Source organism: Streptomyces sp. NPDC000878 (assembly GCF_053599695.1).
This window is the reverse complement of the sequence record NZ_JBSFMT010000015.1, coordinates 24,761-41,065: the sequence shown is the minus strand read 5'-3', so window position 1 is coordinate 41,065 and position 16,305 is coordinate 24,761. Positions and strand designations below refer to the sequence as shown.

Below are 16,305 nucleotides of genomic sequence, written 5' to 3'. Positions count from 1 at the left end.
TATCTACGGGAGGGCTGGGACCGGGGGAGTTTTCGCACCGCTCTGTTCCAGCCACTCCCGGTACGCCGGTGCCTGCCGCGCCACCTCCCCGTACGCCTCCGCCAGTGCCGTATGCACCCCGTCGAGGTCCGTCTCCGTACGGGCTGCCAGCAGCAGCCGTACGCCCAGCGGGTCGCCGTGCAGTCGGCGTACCGCCATCTCGGGGCGGGGCAGGCAGGTCGCCTGGCACACGGTGACGACCTCGCCGGTCGCCACCAGCGAGGCCGTGGTGTGGTAATCACCGTGCAGGACACGGGGGTTGAGGCCCGCGGTGCGCAGCATGCGCAGTACGGCGTCGAACTCGCCGTCGACCGTCTCGTCCACCATCCAGCGGTCGCCGGCCAGCTCGGAGAGGTGGACCACGGGTCTCTCGGCGGCCGGATGGTCGGCGGCCAGGGACACGAACTGGGGTTCCCTGTCGACGAGTACGCGCAGGCACACGCCGTCCGGGACCCGGAGCGGACAGCCCTCCACCTCGTGCACGAACGCGACGTCCAGCTGGCCCTCGGCCACCATGCGCAGCAGCGCGTTCGCGGAGACGTCCATACGGAGGGTGGGTTCCTGGTGGCGTTGGCGCAGTCGGCGGAGCCAGCCGGAGAGGGCGCGACTGGCCGTCGAACCTATGCGTAGTTGGGGTCCGCCTGCTGCTGCCGCCCTCGCCTCTGTGACCAGTGAGCGCATCTCCGCCACCAAGGGGCGGGCCCGGCTCAGGACCACCCGGCCGAGCGGTGTCGGACGGCAGCCGGCCCGGGTGCGGGTGAACAGCTCGCCGCCCAGCTCGTGTTCGATCCGGCGCAGCTGGGTGCTCAACGAGGGCTGGGCCACGCCTAGTTGGCGGGCGGCGCGGTGCAGGCTGCCGGTGTCGGCGATGGCGCACAGCGCCCGCAGGTGTCTCACCTCTAGTTCCATGTGGTCGGCTCCGTGTGGGTCGCGCGCATGCACATGTCCATGCCATCCGACGGTACACAGGGTGCGGGTCCGTTGTGGTTGGTCGCGCCCCGCGGCGGAGCCGCAAATCGATACAGCCCCGCGCCCCTGAAGGGGCGCGCCACCGCGGCCGGTGACAGGGGCGCGGGGTTGGCGATAGGGCGGGGCTATCGCCACTTGCCATCATCACAGCCGCCGTACAGGCACCGACACTCACGATACGACCGATCGACTCACCCCCCACTCAAGGAGTCATCGATGCGCAAGTCCACCTCTGGTGTCGTGGCGGCGGCGTTAGGCCTCAGCCTGGCAACTCTCGCGCTGGGTACGGCAGTTCCCGCGACGGCCAGTCCCACCGTACGGGCCTCGTACGCGGGGTCGGCCGAGGAGGCCGCCGCCAACAAGGCGTTCTTCGAGGCCGTGTTGAAGTCCGTCGCCGAGAAGCGCGCCGCCAACCCGCGCTCGGCGGCTGCCGTCACCGTCATCTACAACGCGTCCCGCGCGCCCTCCTTCAGCGCCGAGATAGCCCGCTCCACCTCGATCTGGAACAGCTCGGTGACGAACGTGAAGCTGCAGTCGGGCACCGCGTCCGCCGCCGACTTCACCTACCGCGAGGGCAACAGCTCCAACGGCTCGTACGCCTCCACGGACGGTCACGGCAGCGGGTACATCTTCATCGACTACGCGCAGAGCGAGCAGTACGACCCGACCCGTATCACCGCCCACGAGACGGGTCATGTCCTCGGTCTGCCCGACCACTACTCGGGCCCGTGCAGCGAGTTGATGTCGGGCGGCGGTCCCGGTACGTCCTGCACCAATGCCACCCCGAACGCGGCCGAACGCTCCCGCGTGAACCAGCTGTGGGTCAACGGGCTCGCGGCAGCCCTGCGCTAGCACCCCAGTAGCACGCCCCGAGTAGCACCCCGGTACTACAACACCCCAGTAGCCCCCACCCCCCACAGGCGCGGGCCGTCCCTCTGCACAGGGACGGTCCGCGCCCCCCTTTGCCCGCTAGTCGTGCGGTGACGTGATCGCCCGCGCCGCCGCCACCTCCTGGCGCAGCGGCTCCAGCACACTGTCCGCCGGTCCGCTGAGGTCCGTACGCACCGCGTACAGCGTCTCCACCCGGCGCAGTCCGTCCGCCAACTCCCGCAGCTGTACGACTACTTGCGCGATCTCGGCGTCGGACGGCGGCTCGGCGCCCTGCTTGACGTGGACGCGGGCGGCGGTCGTCGCGTCGACGATGCGTTCCACCGCGACGACCAGGGGCCACCAGGCCGCCGCCCGCCGTCCGGTGGGCGGCGGTTCGGTCAGGGCGCGCTGGAACTCCGTACGGACGACGGAGAGATCGCGGTAGAGGCGGCGCCGCATACGGGCGCGGGCCGCGCCCTCGGTGTCCTGGCGGAACGCCGATTCCACATAGCGGCCCGTGTCCGCGACCGCGTCGGCGAGGCGGTCGCCGACGCGGGTGTGCCAGCTCTCCGGCCAGAGGAGGTAGCCCGCGACCAGGGCGATTCCGCAGCCCATGAGGGAGTCGAGGAGTCGGGGCAGCAGCAGGCCGGCGCCCTGGTGGTTGAGGACGTCGGAGAGAAGGAGGATCACCGGGGTGATGGCGGCCGTCTGGTAGCCGTATCCACGCGGGGTGAACGCCGGGATCAGCGAGGCGAGGAGCAGGATCACCGGTACGTCCCACCAGCCTCGCGGCACCTGGACCAGTACCGCCGCCGCTACCACCAGCCCCGCGACCGTGCCCAGGGCGCGCAGCAGCGCCCGGGAGAAGACGGAGCCGAAGTCGGGCTTCATGACGAAGGTGACGGTCAGCGCGACCCAGTACGAACGCGGCACCGGCACGATCGACACCAGTACTTGTGCGAGGCCGATGCACAGGGCGAGACGTACGCCGTAGCGCCAGGAGTCGGCGGACAGGACGACGTCCCGGGCGCCGCGGACGGCCCGTACGCGCAGGCCGGCGGGTCGGCCGAGGCGGTCGTCCGGAGTGGTGACCCCGGTGGTGCGCAGGTCGGGGGAGCGGCTGCCGACCACCTCGGCGGCGTGCCGCAGCGCCTGTTCGACGGCGCGGGCGGTCTGGTCGCCGGGCGCGGGGAGGTGCTGCCCTATCGGGCCGCCGTAGCCGGTCTCGACGGCGTCGGCGAGGTGGCGGACCGCCTCCGGGACCTCGGGCGGCAGCGGGCGGCCCGCCTGGTGGGCGGCGGGGGCGGCCTCGACGACCGGGGTGATGGCGTTCAACTGGGCGAGCAGCCGCACGAGTTCGGGGCTGCGGCCGTGGTGGCGGGTGCGCTTGGCGAGGACGAGGTCGTACGACTGGTTCAGGGACTGGGTGACGGCGTACCGGGCGTCCTCGTAGCCGTCGGTGGCGCAGGCGGCGAGCAGTTCGGCGACCGTACGGTAGGTCTGCGCGACCGACGCCCGCTCCGGCACCCCCGACCGCAGCGGCCAGGCGAGCAGGGCGAGGGCCAGGACCAGCAGGCCGCCGCCGGACATCAGCACCGGCGCGAGCCACCACGACCCCGGCAGCGGCAGGCCCGCCCCGATCACGGAGTTGAGGAGCAGCAGCAGTCCGGAGACGGAGGCGACCGCGCCGATCGTCGAGATCATCCCGGAGACGAGGGCAACGCAGGTGACGGTGGCGACGGCGGTCCAGCCCTGGCCGTAGACCAGCGATCCCAGGGTGACGCCGAGGGCGCCGAAGAGCTGGGGGATCGCGATGTTGAGGATGCGCATCCGGTACGCGTCGGCGGTGTCCCCGATGACGCCCGAGAGGGCGCCCATGGCGGCGAGGGCGCCGTAGGCGGCGTGGTCGGTGGCGAGGCCGACGGCGAGGGGCAGCGCCATGGCGATGGCGGCGCGGGCCACGGCGGGACGGTTGACGGGCGGGGCCGGCTGGGGCCGGAGGTTCCGCACCAGCCAGTCGGGAGGTGTGAGGCCGATGGGGAACTCGTGGGGCATGGCCCCCATTATCGTCGTGGGCGGCGAACTCCCATTTGAGGCTGCGGGCCGTCTGTGGCTGGTCGCGCCCCGCGGCGGAGCCGCATGTCGACACAGCCCCGCGCCCCTTTGGGGCGCGTTCAGGCCACCGTGTCGATTCGCGCCGTCAAGAAGTCGGCGAGGGCCCTGTTGAACTCCGTCGGGCGTTCCAGGTTGGGCATGTGGGCCGAGTTCTCGATCACGTGGAGGGTGGAGTCGGGGAGGGCCGCGTGCATGGCCTCGGCGTCGGAGACCGGGGTGTAGGTGTCGTCGGCGCCCACGATCACCAGGGCGGGGACGGTGAGCCGGGTCAGCACGGGGCGGTAGTCGGGGCGCAGGGCGCGGCCCCTGAGTGCCGCCGCCGCGCCCCGGGGGTCCGTCGCCGTCATCATGCGGTGGACGTGGGCCTTGACCTGCGCGTCGGCGTACGGCGCCACCATCTTGCCCAGGACCTCGTCGGCGTACCCGCCCATGCCCTCGTCGAGCAGCCGGTCCGCCATCGCATTGCGGGCGAGGCGTCCCTCCGCGGTCTCGGGGGCGGGGAAGGTGTCGGCGAGGACGACGCCCCGGACGCGTTCCGGGAAGCGGTCGCAGCACTCCATGACGATCTGCCCGCCCATCGACAGCCCGCCGAGCACGCACGACTCGACCTTCGACTCGTCGAGCAGCGCCTCGATGTCCTGGGCGAACCGTGCGAGCGGGGTGACGGTGTCGGGGGTGAGCGGGGAGGTGCCGTAGCCGCGCAGGTCGGGGGCGATGACCTGGCGGGTGGCCGAGAACTCCTCGATCTGCGGGTTCCACATCGTGCGGTCGAAGGGGTGACCGTGGATCAGGACAAGAGGGGTAAGAGGAGTAAGAGGCACAAGTGGGGTAAGGGGGGTCATGTGGACGACCCTAGATCGACTCGGCTCCTCGGTGCAATAAGATCTTTGCTCTCGGTGCAATCCCGCCGGGACGGCAATTCGCTTCTGTACGGGGGTACTTGATGGACGACGACTACCGGCGTCTCGCCGACCGCATAGCCGACGACATCGCCGCCGGACGGCTCCGCCCCGGCGAACGGCTGCCTCCGCAACGGGCGTTCGCGCGGCAGCGCGGGATCGCCGGGTCGACGGCCGGGCGGGTGTACGGCGAACTCGTACGGCGTGGACTGGTCGTCGGCGAGGTCGGACGCGGCACGTTCGTCCGGGCCGCGCCACCGGCGCCGAACGGGCGCGCGCTCGCCGAACCGGCGGCCACCGGCAGGGCCACGACCGTCAACATGGAGCTGAACTACCCTTCCGCACCGGGCCAGTCGGAGCTGCTCGCCCCGGCACTCGCGCCCCTGCTGCGGCCGGATGTGCTGACGGAGGCGCTGCGCCCGGCGCCCGCCAACGGCACCCCCGAGGCCCGTGCGGCGGTCGCCGGGCTGCTCGCCACCCCGGGCTGGCGGCCCGACCCCGACGGCGTTCTCTTCGCGGGCAACGCCCGGCAGGCGATCGCCGCCACCCTCGCCTCCCTGGTCCGGCCGGGCGGCCGGGTCGGCGTCGAGGCGCTGACGTACCCGCTGGTCAAGGAGATCGCCGCCAGACTGGGCATCGTTCTCGTCCCGCTGGCCATGGACCAGGAAGGCCTGCGCCCCGATGCCCTCGCCGCCGCCCACCGCAGCGCTCCCCTGTCCGCGCTGTACGTCCAGCCGACGCTCCACAATCCGACGTCGGTGACCATGGGCGAGGGGAGGAAGCGTGAACTCGCGCGCGTGGTACGGGAGTTGGGCGTGCCGGTGGTGGAGGACCGGATCTGGTCGTTCCTGGTAGAGGTGGGCGAGCCCCTCGCCGCTCACGTCCCCGAACTGGCCCATGTAGTCGACGGGTTGTCCAAGCGGGTCGCGCCCGGGCTCACCGTGGGTTTCCTCGTCGTACCGCCGGACCGGGCGGAAGCCGTCGCGGCGGCTGTGCGGTCGGGTGGGTGGAGTGCGGGGCGGTTCGCGCTGGAGGCCGGTGTGCGGTGGGTCGAGGACGGGACCGTGGCCCGGCTCGTGGCCGCCAAGCGGGTGGACGCGGCGCGTCGACAGCGGTTGCTGGCACGGGAGTTGGCGGAGTTCGGGGGCGCCGTGCGGTCCGATCCGTACGCCTACTACGCCTGGTGGGAGTTGCCCGCGTCCTGGCGGGCGGAGACCTTCACGGCCGCCGTCGCGGCGCACGGGATCGCCGTCACGCCGGGGGACGCCTTCGCCGTGGGCCCGCAGCGGGCGCCGGACGCCGTCAGGCTCGGACTCGCGTCGGCTCCGGAACCTGAACTGGCGCGGGCGTTGCGGACGCTCGCCGCAGTCGCCCGGCGCGGCCGTACCGGTCGGTGACCCACATGCCGAGGGCGACGGCGAGACCGAGGGCGAGGAGCAGCCAGGAGACCGTGCGGAGGGTGGCGGTCAGGGCGTCGTAGACGGCGCCGGCGGCCGGTGCGGAGACGCCCGGTGGCAGATCGGCGAGGGTGAGGCGGCGGACGATCGCGAGCGCGACGCCGAGCAGCGCCCCGCCGAGGGCCGTACCGAGCGCGGTCGCCGTGATCGCCCGGCGGCGCCGGACGGCGAGCGCGATCCCGGTGACGGCGAGGACCCCGGCCGTCACCGGAAGCCAGAAACCGGCGACTTCGAGCACGAGAAAACCCTTCCGGAGCGGTACGAGATCCTGGGCGGGCAGCACCGCGACCTCGGTGTGCGCGACGGGGATGTGGCTCGCCAACGGCACGTGGTCGTCGGTGAGTTGGCGCTTGACCTGGGCGGTCACCGGGGCGAGGTCGATGGTGACGGCGCCCTCGCCGCCGTAACTGCCGTAGGGGCGACGCCTGTTGGGGTCGTCGCTGCGCAGGGCGTCCAGGACGGCCTCGTGGGTGGCGCGGTTCGCCGTGTCCCAGGCCGAGCGGAAGGCCTCGGTGCGGGTGAACGAGTGCACCGCGTCCTGCACGAAGTGGTTGGCGCCGGCATCGAAGGGGCCGACGTCGATCGCGTGCGTGATCCCGGCGCCGAGGTTGTCGGCGATGGCGTCCTGGACGTACGGGTTCTCGGCGAGCGGCGCCATCGTGGTGACGTACCGGCCGGTGTCGGCGAGCCCGTACGCCGCCCAGGCCGAGAGCGCGCCGAAGGGCAGCAGCAGGCACGCGAGGGCGGTGAGCGCGGCCGAGACGGCGCTCCGGAGGCGATGGGGCACTCCCCCAGGCAAGGGCCCGGGGGCGGGAAACGCGAGCCGGTTGACTGCATATGGGCGTGCGGGACAAGCCTCTGCGGTGGAGCCTCCGGTGGAGCGTTCACCCGAACGGGTGTTTCCTGGTTTTGGGGGTGCATCAGGCGGTTCGGGGAGCTTCGAGGAGTTCGGAGGCGGGACATGCGCATCACCCCGGCCCTGTTCACGGGCGGAATTCTGGCGGCGTCGATATCGCTCCTACCGGTCGGTACGGCGACGGCGGCCACACCTGCGGGAGCGGACGGCTCCGGGGTCCGGGGCACCGTCGTCTCCGCCGGTGACCTGAACCTGCGGAAGCAGCCGACCACCGACTCGGCCGTCGTCGGGCAGCTCTCACCTGGCAGCCACGGCCGCGTCGAGTGCGCGGTCGTCGGACAGACCGTGCGCGGCAACCCGCACTGGTACTGGCTGGCCGGCGTCAACGCCTGGGCCAGCGCGGCCTTCATCGACACCGGGGGCAGGTCGGTGCCCAGCTGCACCGACCCGTGCCCCGAGTGGAAGGACGACGACGGTGACTGGAGCGTCTCCGGGACGTGGAGCTTCAGCTGGAACGTCACCTTCGGCTGAGATCACCTTCGGTCGAGATCGCCTTCGGCTGAGACGGGTGCTCATTCGACTGACTGCTCATTCCACCTGGTGACCGGCCGCGTCCTCGTGCGTGTAGTAGCGGTAGAACAGCGCCGCCGTGACGAATCCCGCGACCACCAGCGAGTTCCCGCACGACCGCAGCACACTCGCCCCGGTCTGGCTGTACAGGAACCCGAACGCGATCCCGGCGAACGTGCCCCACGCCACCGCGTGCAGCTCGCGCTTGAGCCGCGGTGCAACGGCCCGTACGCCGATGAGCACCGCCATGAACGCCAGCGCGCTGACGAAGCCGAACAGGACGTTCCAGCCGGTGATGGGACCGCCGTCGCGCCGGTTGGCCGCGGCCCAGAAGCCGTAGACCAGCCCGAGTACGACGGGCAGGGCCCACTTCGTGGCCAGGTGGGTCCGGGCGCTGAAGATGTCGGGGATACCCGGCTTACCCGGCATCCCTGACCTGCCGGGGATGCCGGACGTCGTCTGAGCCATGAGAGTGCTCCTCTCGCCTCGCCCCCGCCCTCCAGAGCACACCTGGAGAGGGCCGCTGGCAAGTCGACGGATGAGACGGATGAGTCGACAGCGGGGGGCGGCCGTGTTTCGCTGGGTTCCATGAAGCCGGTGGACCCAGTGGGCCCAGCGGGCACGGGCCCAGTGGGCGCTGCCGAGGGGCCCGCCTTCTCGGCCGCCTCCGCCGGACGCGGTGTCGGCTGGCTGCCGCCGCTGGTGCTGCTCATCGGCATCGCGGTCCTCGACTGGAACACCACCGGCGAGTTCCGGATCATCTCCTGGATCGTGCTGGTGCCCGGGATCGCCGCCGCGCTCTGCGGGGTGGTCGGCACGTCCGTCTTCGCCGTCCTGTCCCTCGGTACGTACGTCTTCGTCGACGGCGCCTGGCCGCACCAGTACCAGACCGGACTGCCCGACTTCATCCTCGTCGCCCTCGGCGGGCTGCTGGCCGTCCTCGCGTGCGTGGTCCGGCTGCGCGGTGAGCGGCGCATGCTGCACATGCGGGACGTCGCCGAGACCACCCGCCGTACGGTGCTGCGCCCGCTGCCGCCCGGCTGGGGCGGCCTCGACCACGCGGCGGTCTATCTCGCCGCCGACGCCGTCGCCCGGGTCGGCGGCGACTTCTACGACATCCAGCCCGGCCCGTACGGCACCCGGGTCCTCATCGGTGACGTCCAGGGCAAGGGGCTCGGCGCGGTCGAGGCGGCGGCTGCTCTCCTCGGCACGTTCCGGGAGGCCGGGTACCACGAACCGGCGCTCGCGACCGTCGCGGAACGCCTGGAGGTACGGATGCTGCGGCACATCCGCTACCGGGCGGCCGTCGGCCGTGACGAGGGAGACCGGTTCGCCACGGCCGTCCTCATCGGCTTCCCGGAGGAAGAGGAACAGGGAGCGGCTGCCGCCGGGCTCGTCGTCGTCGACGTCGTCAACTTCGGTCATGAGCCCTCCCTGATCGTGTCTCCCGACGGGGTACGGAGCCTGCCGCCGGGGGACGGGCTCCCGCTCGGGCTCAGCGAGTTGACGTCGGGCGGCGACGTGTTGCCGTCCGTGGCCCGGGTGCCGCTCGCCGCCGGGGAGACCCTGCTCCTCGTCACCGACGGGGTCACCGAGGCCCGGGACGCCGACGGGGTCTTCTTCCCGCTGCGCGAACGCGTCGCCGAGGCCGTCGCCGCCGATCCGCGCACCGCCGATCCGCTGCGCCTGGTGGCGTTTGTACGGGACGGCACGCTGCGGCACTGCGGCGGTCATCTCGCCGACGACACCACGGTGTTCGCGGTGCGGGCCGTACAAGCCGACCAAAGAGGGTGATAGTCCTCCCGACAATCCCCCTTCGCAGTCGCACCGGTTACGGTGCTGCCTAGGCATGTGACCGGTGTGGGGGACGTGAGGGGAGGGACCATGGCTGGGACATCGGGTTCGACGGGACCAACGACCGGAACCGCGCTGCTGCTTGCCGCCTCGCCCATGGGCAAGGGCTGTCTTGTGGACGCGGCGTCCGTGCTGCCCGTGCTCGCCGCCGTCGCCCCCGCCGTGCTGTCCGGCACCGACACCGCGAACGTCGTCGAACTCGCCGACCCGCTGGAGCCGCAGGCCGTCCTGACCCGGCTGCGCGCTGCCGCGGTGGCCCCCGGGCCGCTCACCGTCTACCTCACCGGCCAGCTCCAACTCGACCGCAAACAGCACCTTCCGCATCTCGCACTGGCCCGTACGACGCCCGCGACGGTTCGCTACACCGGGTTTCCCTGGCGCTGGATCGCGGAGGAGCTGCGGCTGCGCGCGCCGGGCACGACGACTCTCTTCCTCGACCTGCACGCCGATGCCGCCGCGTGGCAGTACGTCACCGCGCGGCCGTTCGAGGCGGGGCGGGGGGTGAGTGTGTACGGGCGGGTGGCTCCGCCGCCGGGGCGGCGGGTGGTGGCTGTGCCGGCGTACATGCGGACGGTCGCGACGATTCTGCGGAGCGGGTATCGGCCGGATGCGGGGCAGTTGCATCAGCAGGCGCTGGGGCGGTTGTCGTCGGAGGGGGTGGCTTTGGGTGATGTGGTGCTGGCGTGGGACGCGGGGGTGAACACCGGGGTGAATGTCGGGGCTGTTTCCTCGCCCCCGCCGCCCCTACCCGTCCCATCCGTACCTGGGGGCTCCGCCCCCAGACCCCCGCATCGCGCTGAACGCGCTCGTCCTCAAACGCCGGACGGGCTGGAGACGCGGGCCGTAGCTGAAGAGGCACCGTATGGGCTGGAGATGTCGGCCGGGGCCGAAAAGGTGCTCGGCGGGGCCCAGTTGGCACCGGGTCAGGGCGGCAAGGCGTCGGGCGGGGCCGAAAGGGCGCTCGGCGGGGCCGATGAGGCGCCGGTTGGGGCCGGAAAGGCGCCGGGCCGAGGGGAAGAGGCACCTGGCGGGGGTGCCGAGGTGTCGGGCCGGGGTGACAAGGTGCTGGCCGAAGCCGAAAAGGTGCTCGGCAGAGCTGGCGAGGTGTCGGCCGGAGTTGAAACGGTGCTCGGCCGGGCCGGAGATGTGCCGGCCGGAGCCGAAGAGGTGCCGCGCCAGCTGCTCGGCAGTGACCCCCATTCCTTCATCACCTCCGCTGTGCAGGCCGGTCGGCACGGTGACGCCGACGCGCTTGCCGCTCAGTGGGAGCAGGCCGCCTACCTGGCTCACGGTGCCGCCTCCGAAGAGGCGCTGCACTGGACCGAGGTCCGGGCCGATCTCGCGATGTTCGCCGGGGATCCGGCCCGGAGTTGCCGGGCCTGGCTGGCCGTCGCCGGGACGCGGCTCAGTGCCGGGCAGGCCCCGGACGCGCCCGCCGTCGAAGCGGCCGTCGACCGGGCCCACCACCAGTGGACGAGCCTCGGGGACAGCGCCGACGCGCGTGAACTCGGGCCGGTGGTCGTCGAGTTGAGGCGCCGGGTGCCGGGGCGGCGTGAGGGTGCCGTACGGCACGCCGAGCGGCAGCTGGAGAAGTTGGAGACGCCGCGGACCGCCCAGCACGTGCCCGGCTGACTAGGCCGCACGTTTGGCCCGTGCAGTGATCGTTGTGGTCAACAGCTGGTCCGGCGCCGAACGTGCAATCAGCCCGGGGCAACCCGCACGCCATCAGCCCCCGGCGACCCGCCCCCGCACCCCGTCCGCCCCCGCCGACAACACACCCAACGCCCCCGACACCAGCGTCCGTACCCCCGGCGCCACCACCGAAAGATCCGGCGCGAACAACGGACTGTGGTTGCTGGGCACCGCCGCGAGCTTCGCCATCAGGTCGTCGCCCCCGTCCGCCGCGTCCCACACCCCCGCCGGCGTCGTCGTCACGAACCAATAGCTGTACGGGAGTTGGTCCGCCGCCAGGTGGGCGAAGTCCTCGCTGCCCATCGCCGGGCCGGGGTCGAAGACCGTGCCCGCGCCGAAGACCTCGCGGTGGACCTGGGCGACCTGTTCGTCGAGCGTCGCGTCGTTCACCGTGACCGGGAACGTCGCCCCGACCCGGATCTCCGGCTCGCTCGGGCAGCCCGCCGCCAGGCACTCGCCCTGCGCGATACGCCTGATCGCGGCCAGCATGCGGTCCCGTACGTCGTTCGACTGCGTGCGCAGGTTCAGGGCTATACGGGCCGTCGCCGGGATGATGTTGTGCCGGGTGCCCGCCTCGATCACACCGACCGTCAGGACCGCGGAGTCCCGGGCCGCGACCTCGCGCGAGACGACCGTCTGGAGCCGGGTGACGATGTACGCCGCCGTCACCACCGGGTCCACCGTCGTCTCCGGGCGCGAGCCGTGCCCGCCTCGGCCGTGAACCACGATGTCCACGTCCGTCGACGCCGACATGATCAGGCCCGGGATGTGCGGGTACAGGCCCGCCGGGCCCGGTGCTGCGTGCTGCGACAGCAGGGCGTTGGGGCGCGGGAAACGCTCGTACAGGCCGTCCGCCAGCATCGCCCGCGCGCCCTCGCCCGTCTCCTCCGCCGGCTGGCCGACCAGGATCAGCGTGCCGTTCCAGGTGTCCCGGCCGGAGGCAAGCGCTTGGCCGGCGCCCGCCAGCCACGTCACGTGCAGGTCGTGGCCGCAGGCGTGCATCACTCCGGGGACCGTGGAGGCGTACGGCAGGGACGTCTCCTCGGTCACCGGGAGCGCGTCCATGTCGGCGCGGAGCAGGACCGTCGGGCCGTCGCCGTTGCGCAGGACGCCCACGACGCCCGTGCCGCCCACGCCCTCCGTCGTCTCGTACCCGGACTTCCGCAGGCTCTCGGCCAGCAGCCCCGCCGTGCGGTGTTCCGCCAGGGACAGCTCGGGGTGCCGGTGCAGGTCGCGGTAGAGGTCCTCCAGGGCCGGGACAGGAAGGTCGGCGGTCAGGTCGAGCGCGATACGGGCTGCGGGCGAGGGAGTGGTCGTCACGGGGGCAGCGTATTCCTCCCTTGTCCAGAGAGGTCACCCGTTCGGCCGCGCACCCCCGGCCGTCCCCCAGCCCCGCTGATATCCACGAGGAGAGCCCCCGCCCCTCAGGGGCGCGGGGAACTGCGCGACCAGCCCCCACCGGCCCGCAGCCAAATCACCACCCGTCCCGCGGAGCGCACATCACCTAACGAAGGAAGACCACCCCATGGTCACCAGCAGCAGCACCAGCACCCCGCTCGCCATCGACTTCACCCAAGGCCTCGACGACGCCTGGTCGAAGATCGCCCAGTTCGTGCCGAAGCTCATCGGTTTTCTCGTCATCCTCGTCATCGGCTGGTTCGTGTCGAAGCTGATCGCCCGTGTCCTGGACCGGGTCCTGCGCAAGGTCGGCTCCGAGCGGCTGTCCGAACGGGCCGGTACGGCACGGCTGTTGCAGGACTCCGCGTACGACATGACCGGCATTGTCTGCCGGATCGTCTACTACGCGCTGATGCTGATCACGCTTCAGCTCGCCCTCGGCGTCTTCGGCGCCAACCCGGTCAGCACGATGATCAACGGCATCGTCGCCTGGCTGCCGCGCGCCATCGTCGCGGTCGTTCTCATCGTCGTGGCGATGGCCATCGCGAACGCCGTGCGCGGGATCGTCGCGGGCGCGCTCTCGTCCGTGTCGTACGGCCGTACGGTCGCCACCATCGTCTGGGGCTGCATCGTGGCGGTGGGCGTCATCGCCGCCCTCGGCCAGGCGGGCATCGCCACCGATGTCACCCGGCCGGTGCTGTACGCCGGACTCGCCACGGTCGTCGGCATCCTGGTCGTCGGGGTCGGCGGCGGCATGATCACGCCGATGCGCCAGCGCTGGGAGCGGATGCTGACGACGGCCGAGCGCGAGACCGTGAACGCCAAGGGCAGCGTCAGCGCCTACCAGGCGGGCCGCGAGGACGCCCTCGCCAACCAGCCGGTCCGGGAGCGGACGGATCTGCCGCGTACGACCGACATGTAGCGAGTAGGGAGTAGCGAGTACGGAAAAGAAGGTGCCGCCGATGGGACGGGGCGGGGGAGCTCTGGTCCCACCGGCGGCTGCTCATGCCGGGCCGTGTGTCAGGAGTACGGACTCACGGGCCCGGGGATCAGAACGCCGGGATGGCGGACTTCGCCCGGCTGTCGGCCTCGCGGGCCTTGTTGATGTCGGCCTGGAGGTTGCCGGTCAGCGGGAAGTTGGCCTTGCCCCACTTGGAGTTCCACAGGGCGTTGCGCGGCGCGTCGGCCATGTTCTCCATGGTGACCAGGGCCGGGCGGTCCCAGGTGCCGTTGCCCCAGACCACCGGGCTCTCACCCCACTTGGCGAAGCGGAAGGCGTGCGTGCTCGCGCCGTCCTTGTGGTAGACGATCTCGACGCGGTTGTAGTTGGGCTCGTTGTTCACCTTGCCCATCGGCACCTCGCTGATGGGGTGGGTGCTGTAACCGCCGTGCCGGGAGGCGGACAGGAAGCGGGGGCTCTCCTCGCCCTGCTTCTGGAAGACCACGACGGACTCCCAGTCGTGGCGGTGGCCGAAGGCGTCGGCGCCGTTCAGCGTCTGGTCCTTCTCGAAGCAGAGCGCGTAGACGTACAGCCCCTGGGCGGCCCGCTGACCACCCCCGGCGAGGAGATCGACTCCCTCGCCTTCAGTGCCGACAGCGGCACGCTGTACGCGGGGAGCGCTCATGTCCCCTCCAGCGGTACGCCGTGGACGCGGACCGGGCGGCCACCCGGGTGTGTGCCCGGGCGGGCGCCGGTGCGGATCTCTCGCGGGAGCAGTGGGAGACGTACGTGCCGGAGGTGGCGTACCGGAAGGTGTGCGTCAGCTGAACGGGTCGAGCGTGATGTACGCCGTCTGCGGGTTGCTGTCGTTGACCAGCGACTCGTGGGCGCCGACATCGTCGAAGGCGAAGGCGTACGCCTTGCCGTCGGCCATCTGGGCGTGGATCTTCCGGGCGTAGTGGTTGGTCACCGTGTCCTGGTAGAAGCCCGCCGAACTCGTGTCGGGCTGGCTGGAGTTGGTCAGGAGGGTGGAGCGGTTGTAGCCGGCGCACAGGGTGCGGGAGATCGGGCCGCGTACCAGGTCGTTCGGTGCGTCCAGGAACTTGTAGCAGCCGAAGATGCTGTCGGCGTCGGGCTTCTGGAAGCTGGTGACGACGGCGCCGGCGCCGTTGGTGAAGTTCATGACGTTGCCGGAGACCCGGCCGTAGTACTTGGTGGCCGGCTGGTCCGCGAAGGGTGTCACCGTCAGCGTGGAGGTGGAGTACTTGCTCCACACCCGGTTGATGTAGTCGTCCATGACGGTGCTCGGGAGGGCGCCCGCCTCGATGCCGTGCCCGGGGGCGAGGGCCCGCAGGATCGTGCCGTCGGAGCGGGTGCGGATGAGGCCCGCCCAGCCGCCGGGCTGCGCCCTCAGGGAGTTGAAGAACCCGGCGTAGCCGCCCGCCTTCAGATGACCGGTGTTCTTGACGGCACCCGCGGTGTTCTTGACGCCGACCGCGTACGGGGCCGAGAACATGTCGACCTGCGTGCTGTTGAGCCACAGGCCGGCGTCGTTGAGCGTGTACTCGGTCCAGTTGAAGAGGATGTTCGCGTTCGGGTCGGTGGGATTCTGCACGGCGGGCTGCACGAGACCGCCGGTGGTCACCTTGAAGACCAGCTTCTGGCCGTAGGAGAAGTAGACCCGGCCGGAGAACTTCGGCATCCGGAGCGTCATCGTCTGCCCGTTGGCCGGACCGACGATCGACGCGTCGGGCGCGGGGGTCGGCGGGTTGCCGCCGACGGGCCAGGCGTGGAACGTGCCGTTGGCGTCGGCCCAGCCCTGCTGCCCGGTCGTGAGCAGGGTCCCGATGTTGTAGACGTAGATCTGGTCGCCGCGCCCGGAGTTGTTCTTGAACTCCAGCGGGATGGTCGTGGGCACCGCGGCTTCGGCGCGGGTCGCGGGCCCGGCGGCCGTGAGTCCCGTGGCGACGGCCGCCGCGGCGACCAGGGGCACCAGCACCTTCCGTGTGGCAAACACGTTCGTCCTCCTCGTGTCGCGAGCTGTGCTGAGCTGTGTTTGTGCTGCGCTTGAGAGCGCTCTCAGATTGCTCTCGTGAACGGGACACGTCAAGGTCTAGACCAAGATGGGTTGGGTTGCTTGGGTTGCTTCTCTGAGCGCGAGCTAGGTTCTGTCTCCGTCACGAGAGAGTGACGCGACGCGAGCAGAGAGGCATCGACCATGAGCCGACCGACTACTGCGACTCCCCTGCCGAAGGACACGAAGGTACTGTCCATCGGCCTCCACCCGAGTGCGCTCGACTACAGCCAGATGCCCGACGGTCTCGACGAGGCGACTCTCGGCGCCCGGATAGAGGCCGGCACCGCGGCGCTCCACGAAGCGGGGTTCGACGTGGTCCCCTGCCTGGTCGGCACGTCTTCGGACGATGCCGAGGCGGCCGTCCGGGAGCTTCTCCGGGAGCACACGTTCGGCCTCGCGACGATCGGCGGTGGCATACGCATGCTCCCGGAGCACACCCTGTTGTTCGAACGACTGATCAACGTCCTCACGGAGGCGGTGCCCGGAATCCGGCTGGGCTTCAACACGACGCCGGGGGACACCATCGACGCGCTGAGACGGTGGCTCCAGGAGTGAGCACCTTCTGGTCG

16 protein-coding genes are annotated in these 16,305 nt (G+C 71.5%); 8 read left to right on the top strand and 8 right to left on the bottom strand.

The genetic code is table 11. From position 1 onward, the window contains the following. Positions 1-3: 3 nt before the first annotated feature. Positions 4-948 carry a LysR family transcriptional regulator gene (locus tag ACWDR4_RS16100; RefSeq protein WP_450408929.1) on the bottom strand — a complete coding sequence of 315 codons (945 nt, stop codon included), beginning with the start codon at positions 946-948 and terminating at the stop codon, positions 4-6. Between the two features lie 276 nt (positions 949-1,224). On the opposite strand from ACWDR4_RS16100, the gene snpA reads away from it, so the two are divergent. Beyond that, on the top strand, positions 1,225-1,860 hold the full coding sequence (snpA, locus tag ACWDR4_RS16095; protein ID WP_450408927.1) for a snapalysin: 636 nt from the start codon (positions 1,225-1,227) through the stop codon (positions 1,858-1,860). Between the two features lie 117 nt (positions 1,861-1,977). Here snpA and ACWDR4_RS16090 read toward each other — a convergent pair whose 3' ends face one another. Further along, positions 1,978-3,933 (bottom strand): FUSC family protein, encoded by a 1,956-nt coding sequence (locus ACWDR4_RS16090; RefSeq protein WP_450408925.1) that lies wholly within the window; start codon positions 3,931-3,933, stop codon positions 1,978-1,980. Between the two features lie 119 nt (positions 3,934-4,052). Continuing rightward, positions 4,053-4,835, bottom strand: a complete 783-nt coding sequence (locus ACWDR4_RS16085; RefSeq protein ID WP_450408923.1) for an alpha/beta fold hydrolase — start codon at positions 4,833-4,835, stop codon at positions 4,053-4,055. 101 nt (positions 4,836-4,936) lie between these two features. Between ACWDR4_RS16085 and ACWDR4_RS16080 the strand changes: the two genes are divergently transcribed. Further along, positions 4,937-6,289: an aminotransferase-like domain-containing protein gene (locus ACWDR4_RS16080; RefSeq protein ID WP_450408922.1), complete on the top strand. Its 1,353-nt coding sequence runs from the start codon at positions 4,937-4,939 to the stop codon at positions 6,287-6,289. Here ACWDR4_RS16080 and ACWDR4_RS16075 read toward each other — a convergent pair. Continuing rightward, on the bottom strand, positions 6,195-7,136 hold the full coding sequence (locus ACWDR4_RS16075; protein WP_450408920.1) for a hypothetical protein: 942 nt from the start codon (positions 7,134-7,136) through the stop codon (positions 6,195-6,197). The two genes, ACWDR4_RS16080 and ACWDR4_RS16075, sit on opposite strands and share 95 nt — an antisense overlap. A 174-nt stretch (positions 7,137-7,310) precedes the next feature. On the opposite strand from ACWDR4_RS16075, the gene ACWDR4_RS16070 reads away from it, so the two are divergent. Continuing rightward, positions 7,311-7,736 carry an SH3 domain-containing protein gene (locus ACWDR4_RS16070; protein WP_450408918.1) on the top strand — a complete coding sequence of 142 codons (426 nt, stop codon included), beginning with the start codon at positions 7,311-7,313 and terminating at the stop codon, positions 7,734-7,736. 57 nt (positions 7,737-7,793) lie between these two features. Here the strand turns inward: ACWDR4_RS16070 and ACWDR4_RS16065 are convergent, their stop codons facing one another. After that, complete coding sequence (locus ACWDR4_RS16065; RefSeq protein ID WP_450408917.1) at positions 7,794-8,243, bottom strand: hypothetical protein; 450 nt, start codon at positions 8,241-8,243, stop codon at positions 7,794-7,796. 120 nt (positions 8,244-8,363) lie between these two features. Here ACWDR4_RS16065 and ACWDR4_RS16060 point away from each other — a divergent pair, with 120 nt between their 5' ends. Next, positions 8,364-9,569, top strand: coding sequence for a PP2C family protein-serine/threonine phosphatase (locus ACWDR4_RS16060; RefSeq protein ID WP_450408915.1), 1,206 nt, complete (start codon positions 8,364-8,366; stop codon positions 9,567-9,569). 90 nt (positions 9,570-9,659) lie between these two features. Next, complete coding sequence (locus ACWDR4_RS16055; RefSeq protein WP_450408913.1) at positions 9,660-11,261, top strand: hypothetical protein; 1,602 nt, start codon at positions 9,660-9,662, stop codon at positions 11,259-11,261. A gap of 93 nt (positions 11,262-11,354) precedes the next feature. Here ACWDR4_RS16055 and ACWDR4_RS16050 read toward each other — a convergent pair whose 3' ends face one another. Then, complete coding sequence (locus tag ACWDR4_RS16050; protein ID WP_450408912.1) at positions 11,355-12,641, bottom strand: amidohydrolase; 1,287 nt, start codon at positions 12,639-12,641, stop codon at positions 11,355-11,357. 205 nt (positions 12,642-12,846) lie between these two features. Here ACWDR4_RS16050 and ACWDR4_RS16045 point away from each other — a divergent pair, with 205 nt between their 5' ends. Beyond that, positions 12,847-13,641: a membrane protein gene (locus ACWDR4_RS16045; protein ID WP_450408910.1), complete on the top strand. Its 795-nt coding sequence runs from the start codon at positions 12,847-12,849 to the stop codon at positions 13,639-13,641. 127 nt (positions 13,642-13,768) lie between these two features. Here the strand turns inward: ACWDR4_RS16045 and ACWDR4_RS16040 are convergent, their stop codons facing one another. Continuing rightward, a complete protein-coding gene (locus ACWDR4_RS16040; protein WP_450408908.1) occupies positions 13,769-14,344 on the bottom strand; it encodes an NPP1 family protein in 576 nt (191 codons plus the stop codon). Between the two features lie 20 nt (positions 14,345-14,364). On the opposite strand from ACWDR4_RS16040, the gene ACWDR4_RS16035 reads away from it, so the two are divergent. Further along, a complete protein-coding gene (locus ACWDR4_RS16035) occupies positions 14,365-14,487 on the top strand; it encodes a hypothetical protein (RefSeq protein WP_450408906.1) in 123 nt (40 codons plus the stop codon). Here ACWDR4_RS16035 and ACWDR4_RS16030 read toward each other — a convergent pair. Next, positions 14,480-15,676: a glycoside hydrolase family 64 protein gene (locus ACWDR4_RS16030; protein WP_450408904.1), complete on the bottom strand. Its 1,197-nt coding sequence runs from the start codon at positions 15,674-15,676 to the stop codon at positions 14,480-14,482. The two genes, ACWDR4_RS16035 and ACWDR4_RS16030, sit on opposite strands and share 8 nt — an antisense overlap. A 201-nt stretch (positions 15,677-15,877) precedes the next feature. Between ACWDR4_RS16030 and ACWDR4_RS16025 the strand changes: the two genes are divergently transcribed. Beyond that, on the top strand, positions 15,878-16,291 hold the full coding sequence (locus ACWDR4_RS16025; protein WP_450408903.1) for a hypothetical protein: 414 nt from the start codon (positions 15,878-15,880) through the stop codon (positions 16,289-16,291). The last annotated feature ends 14 nt before the right edge of the window (positions 16,292-16,305 follow it).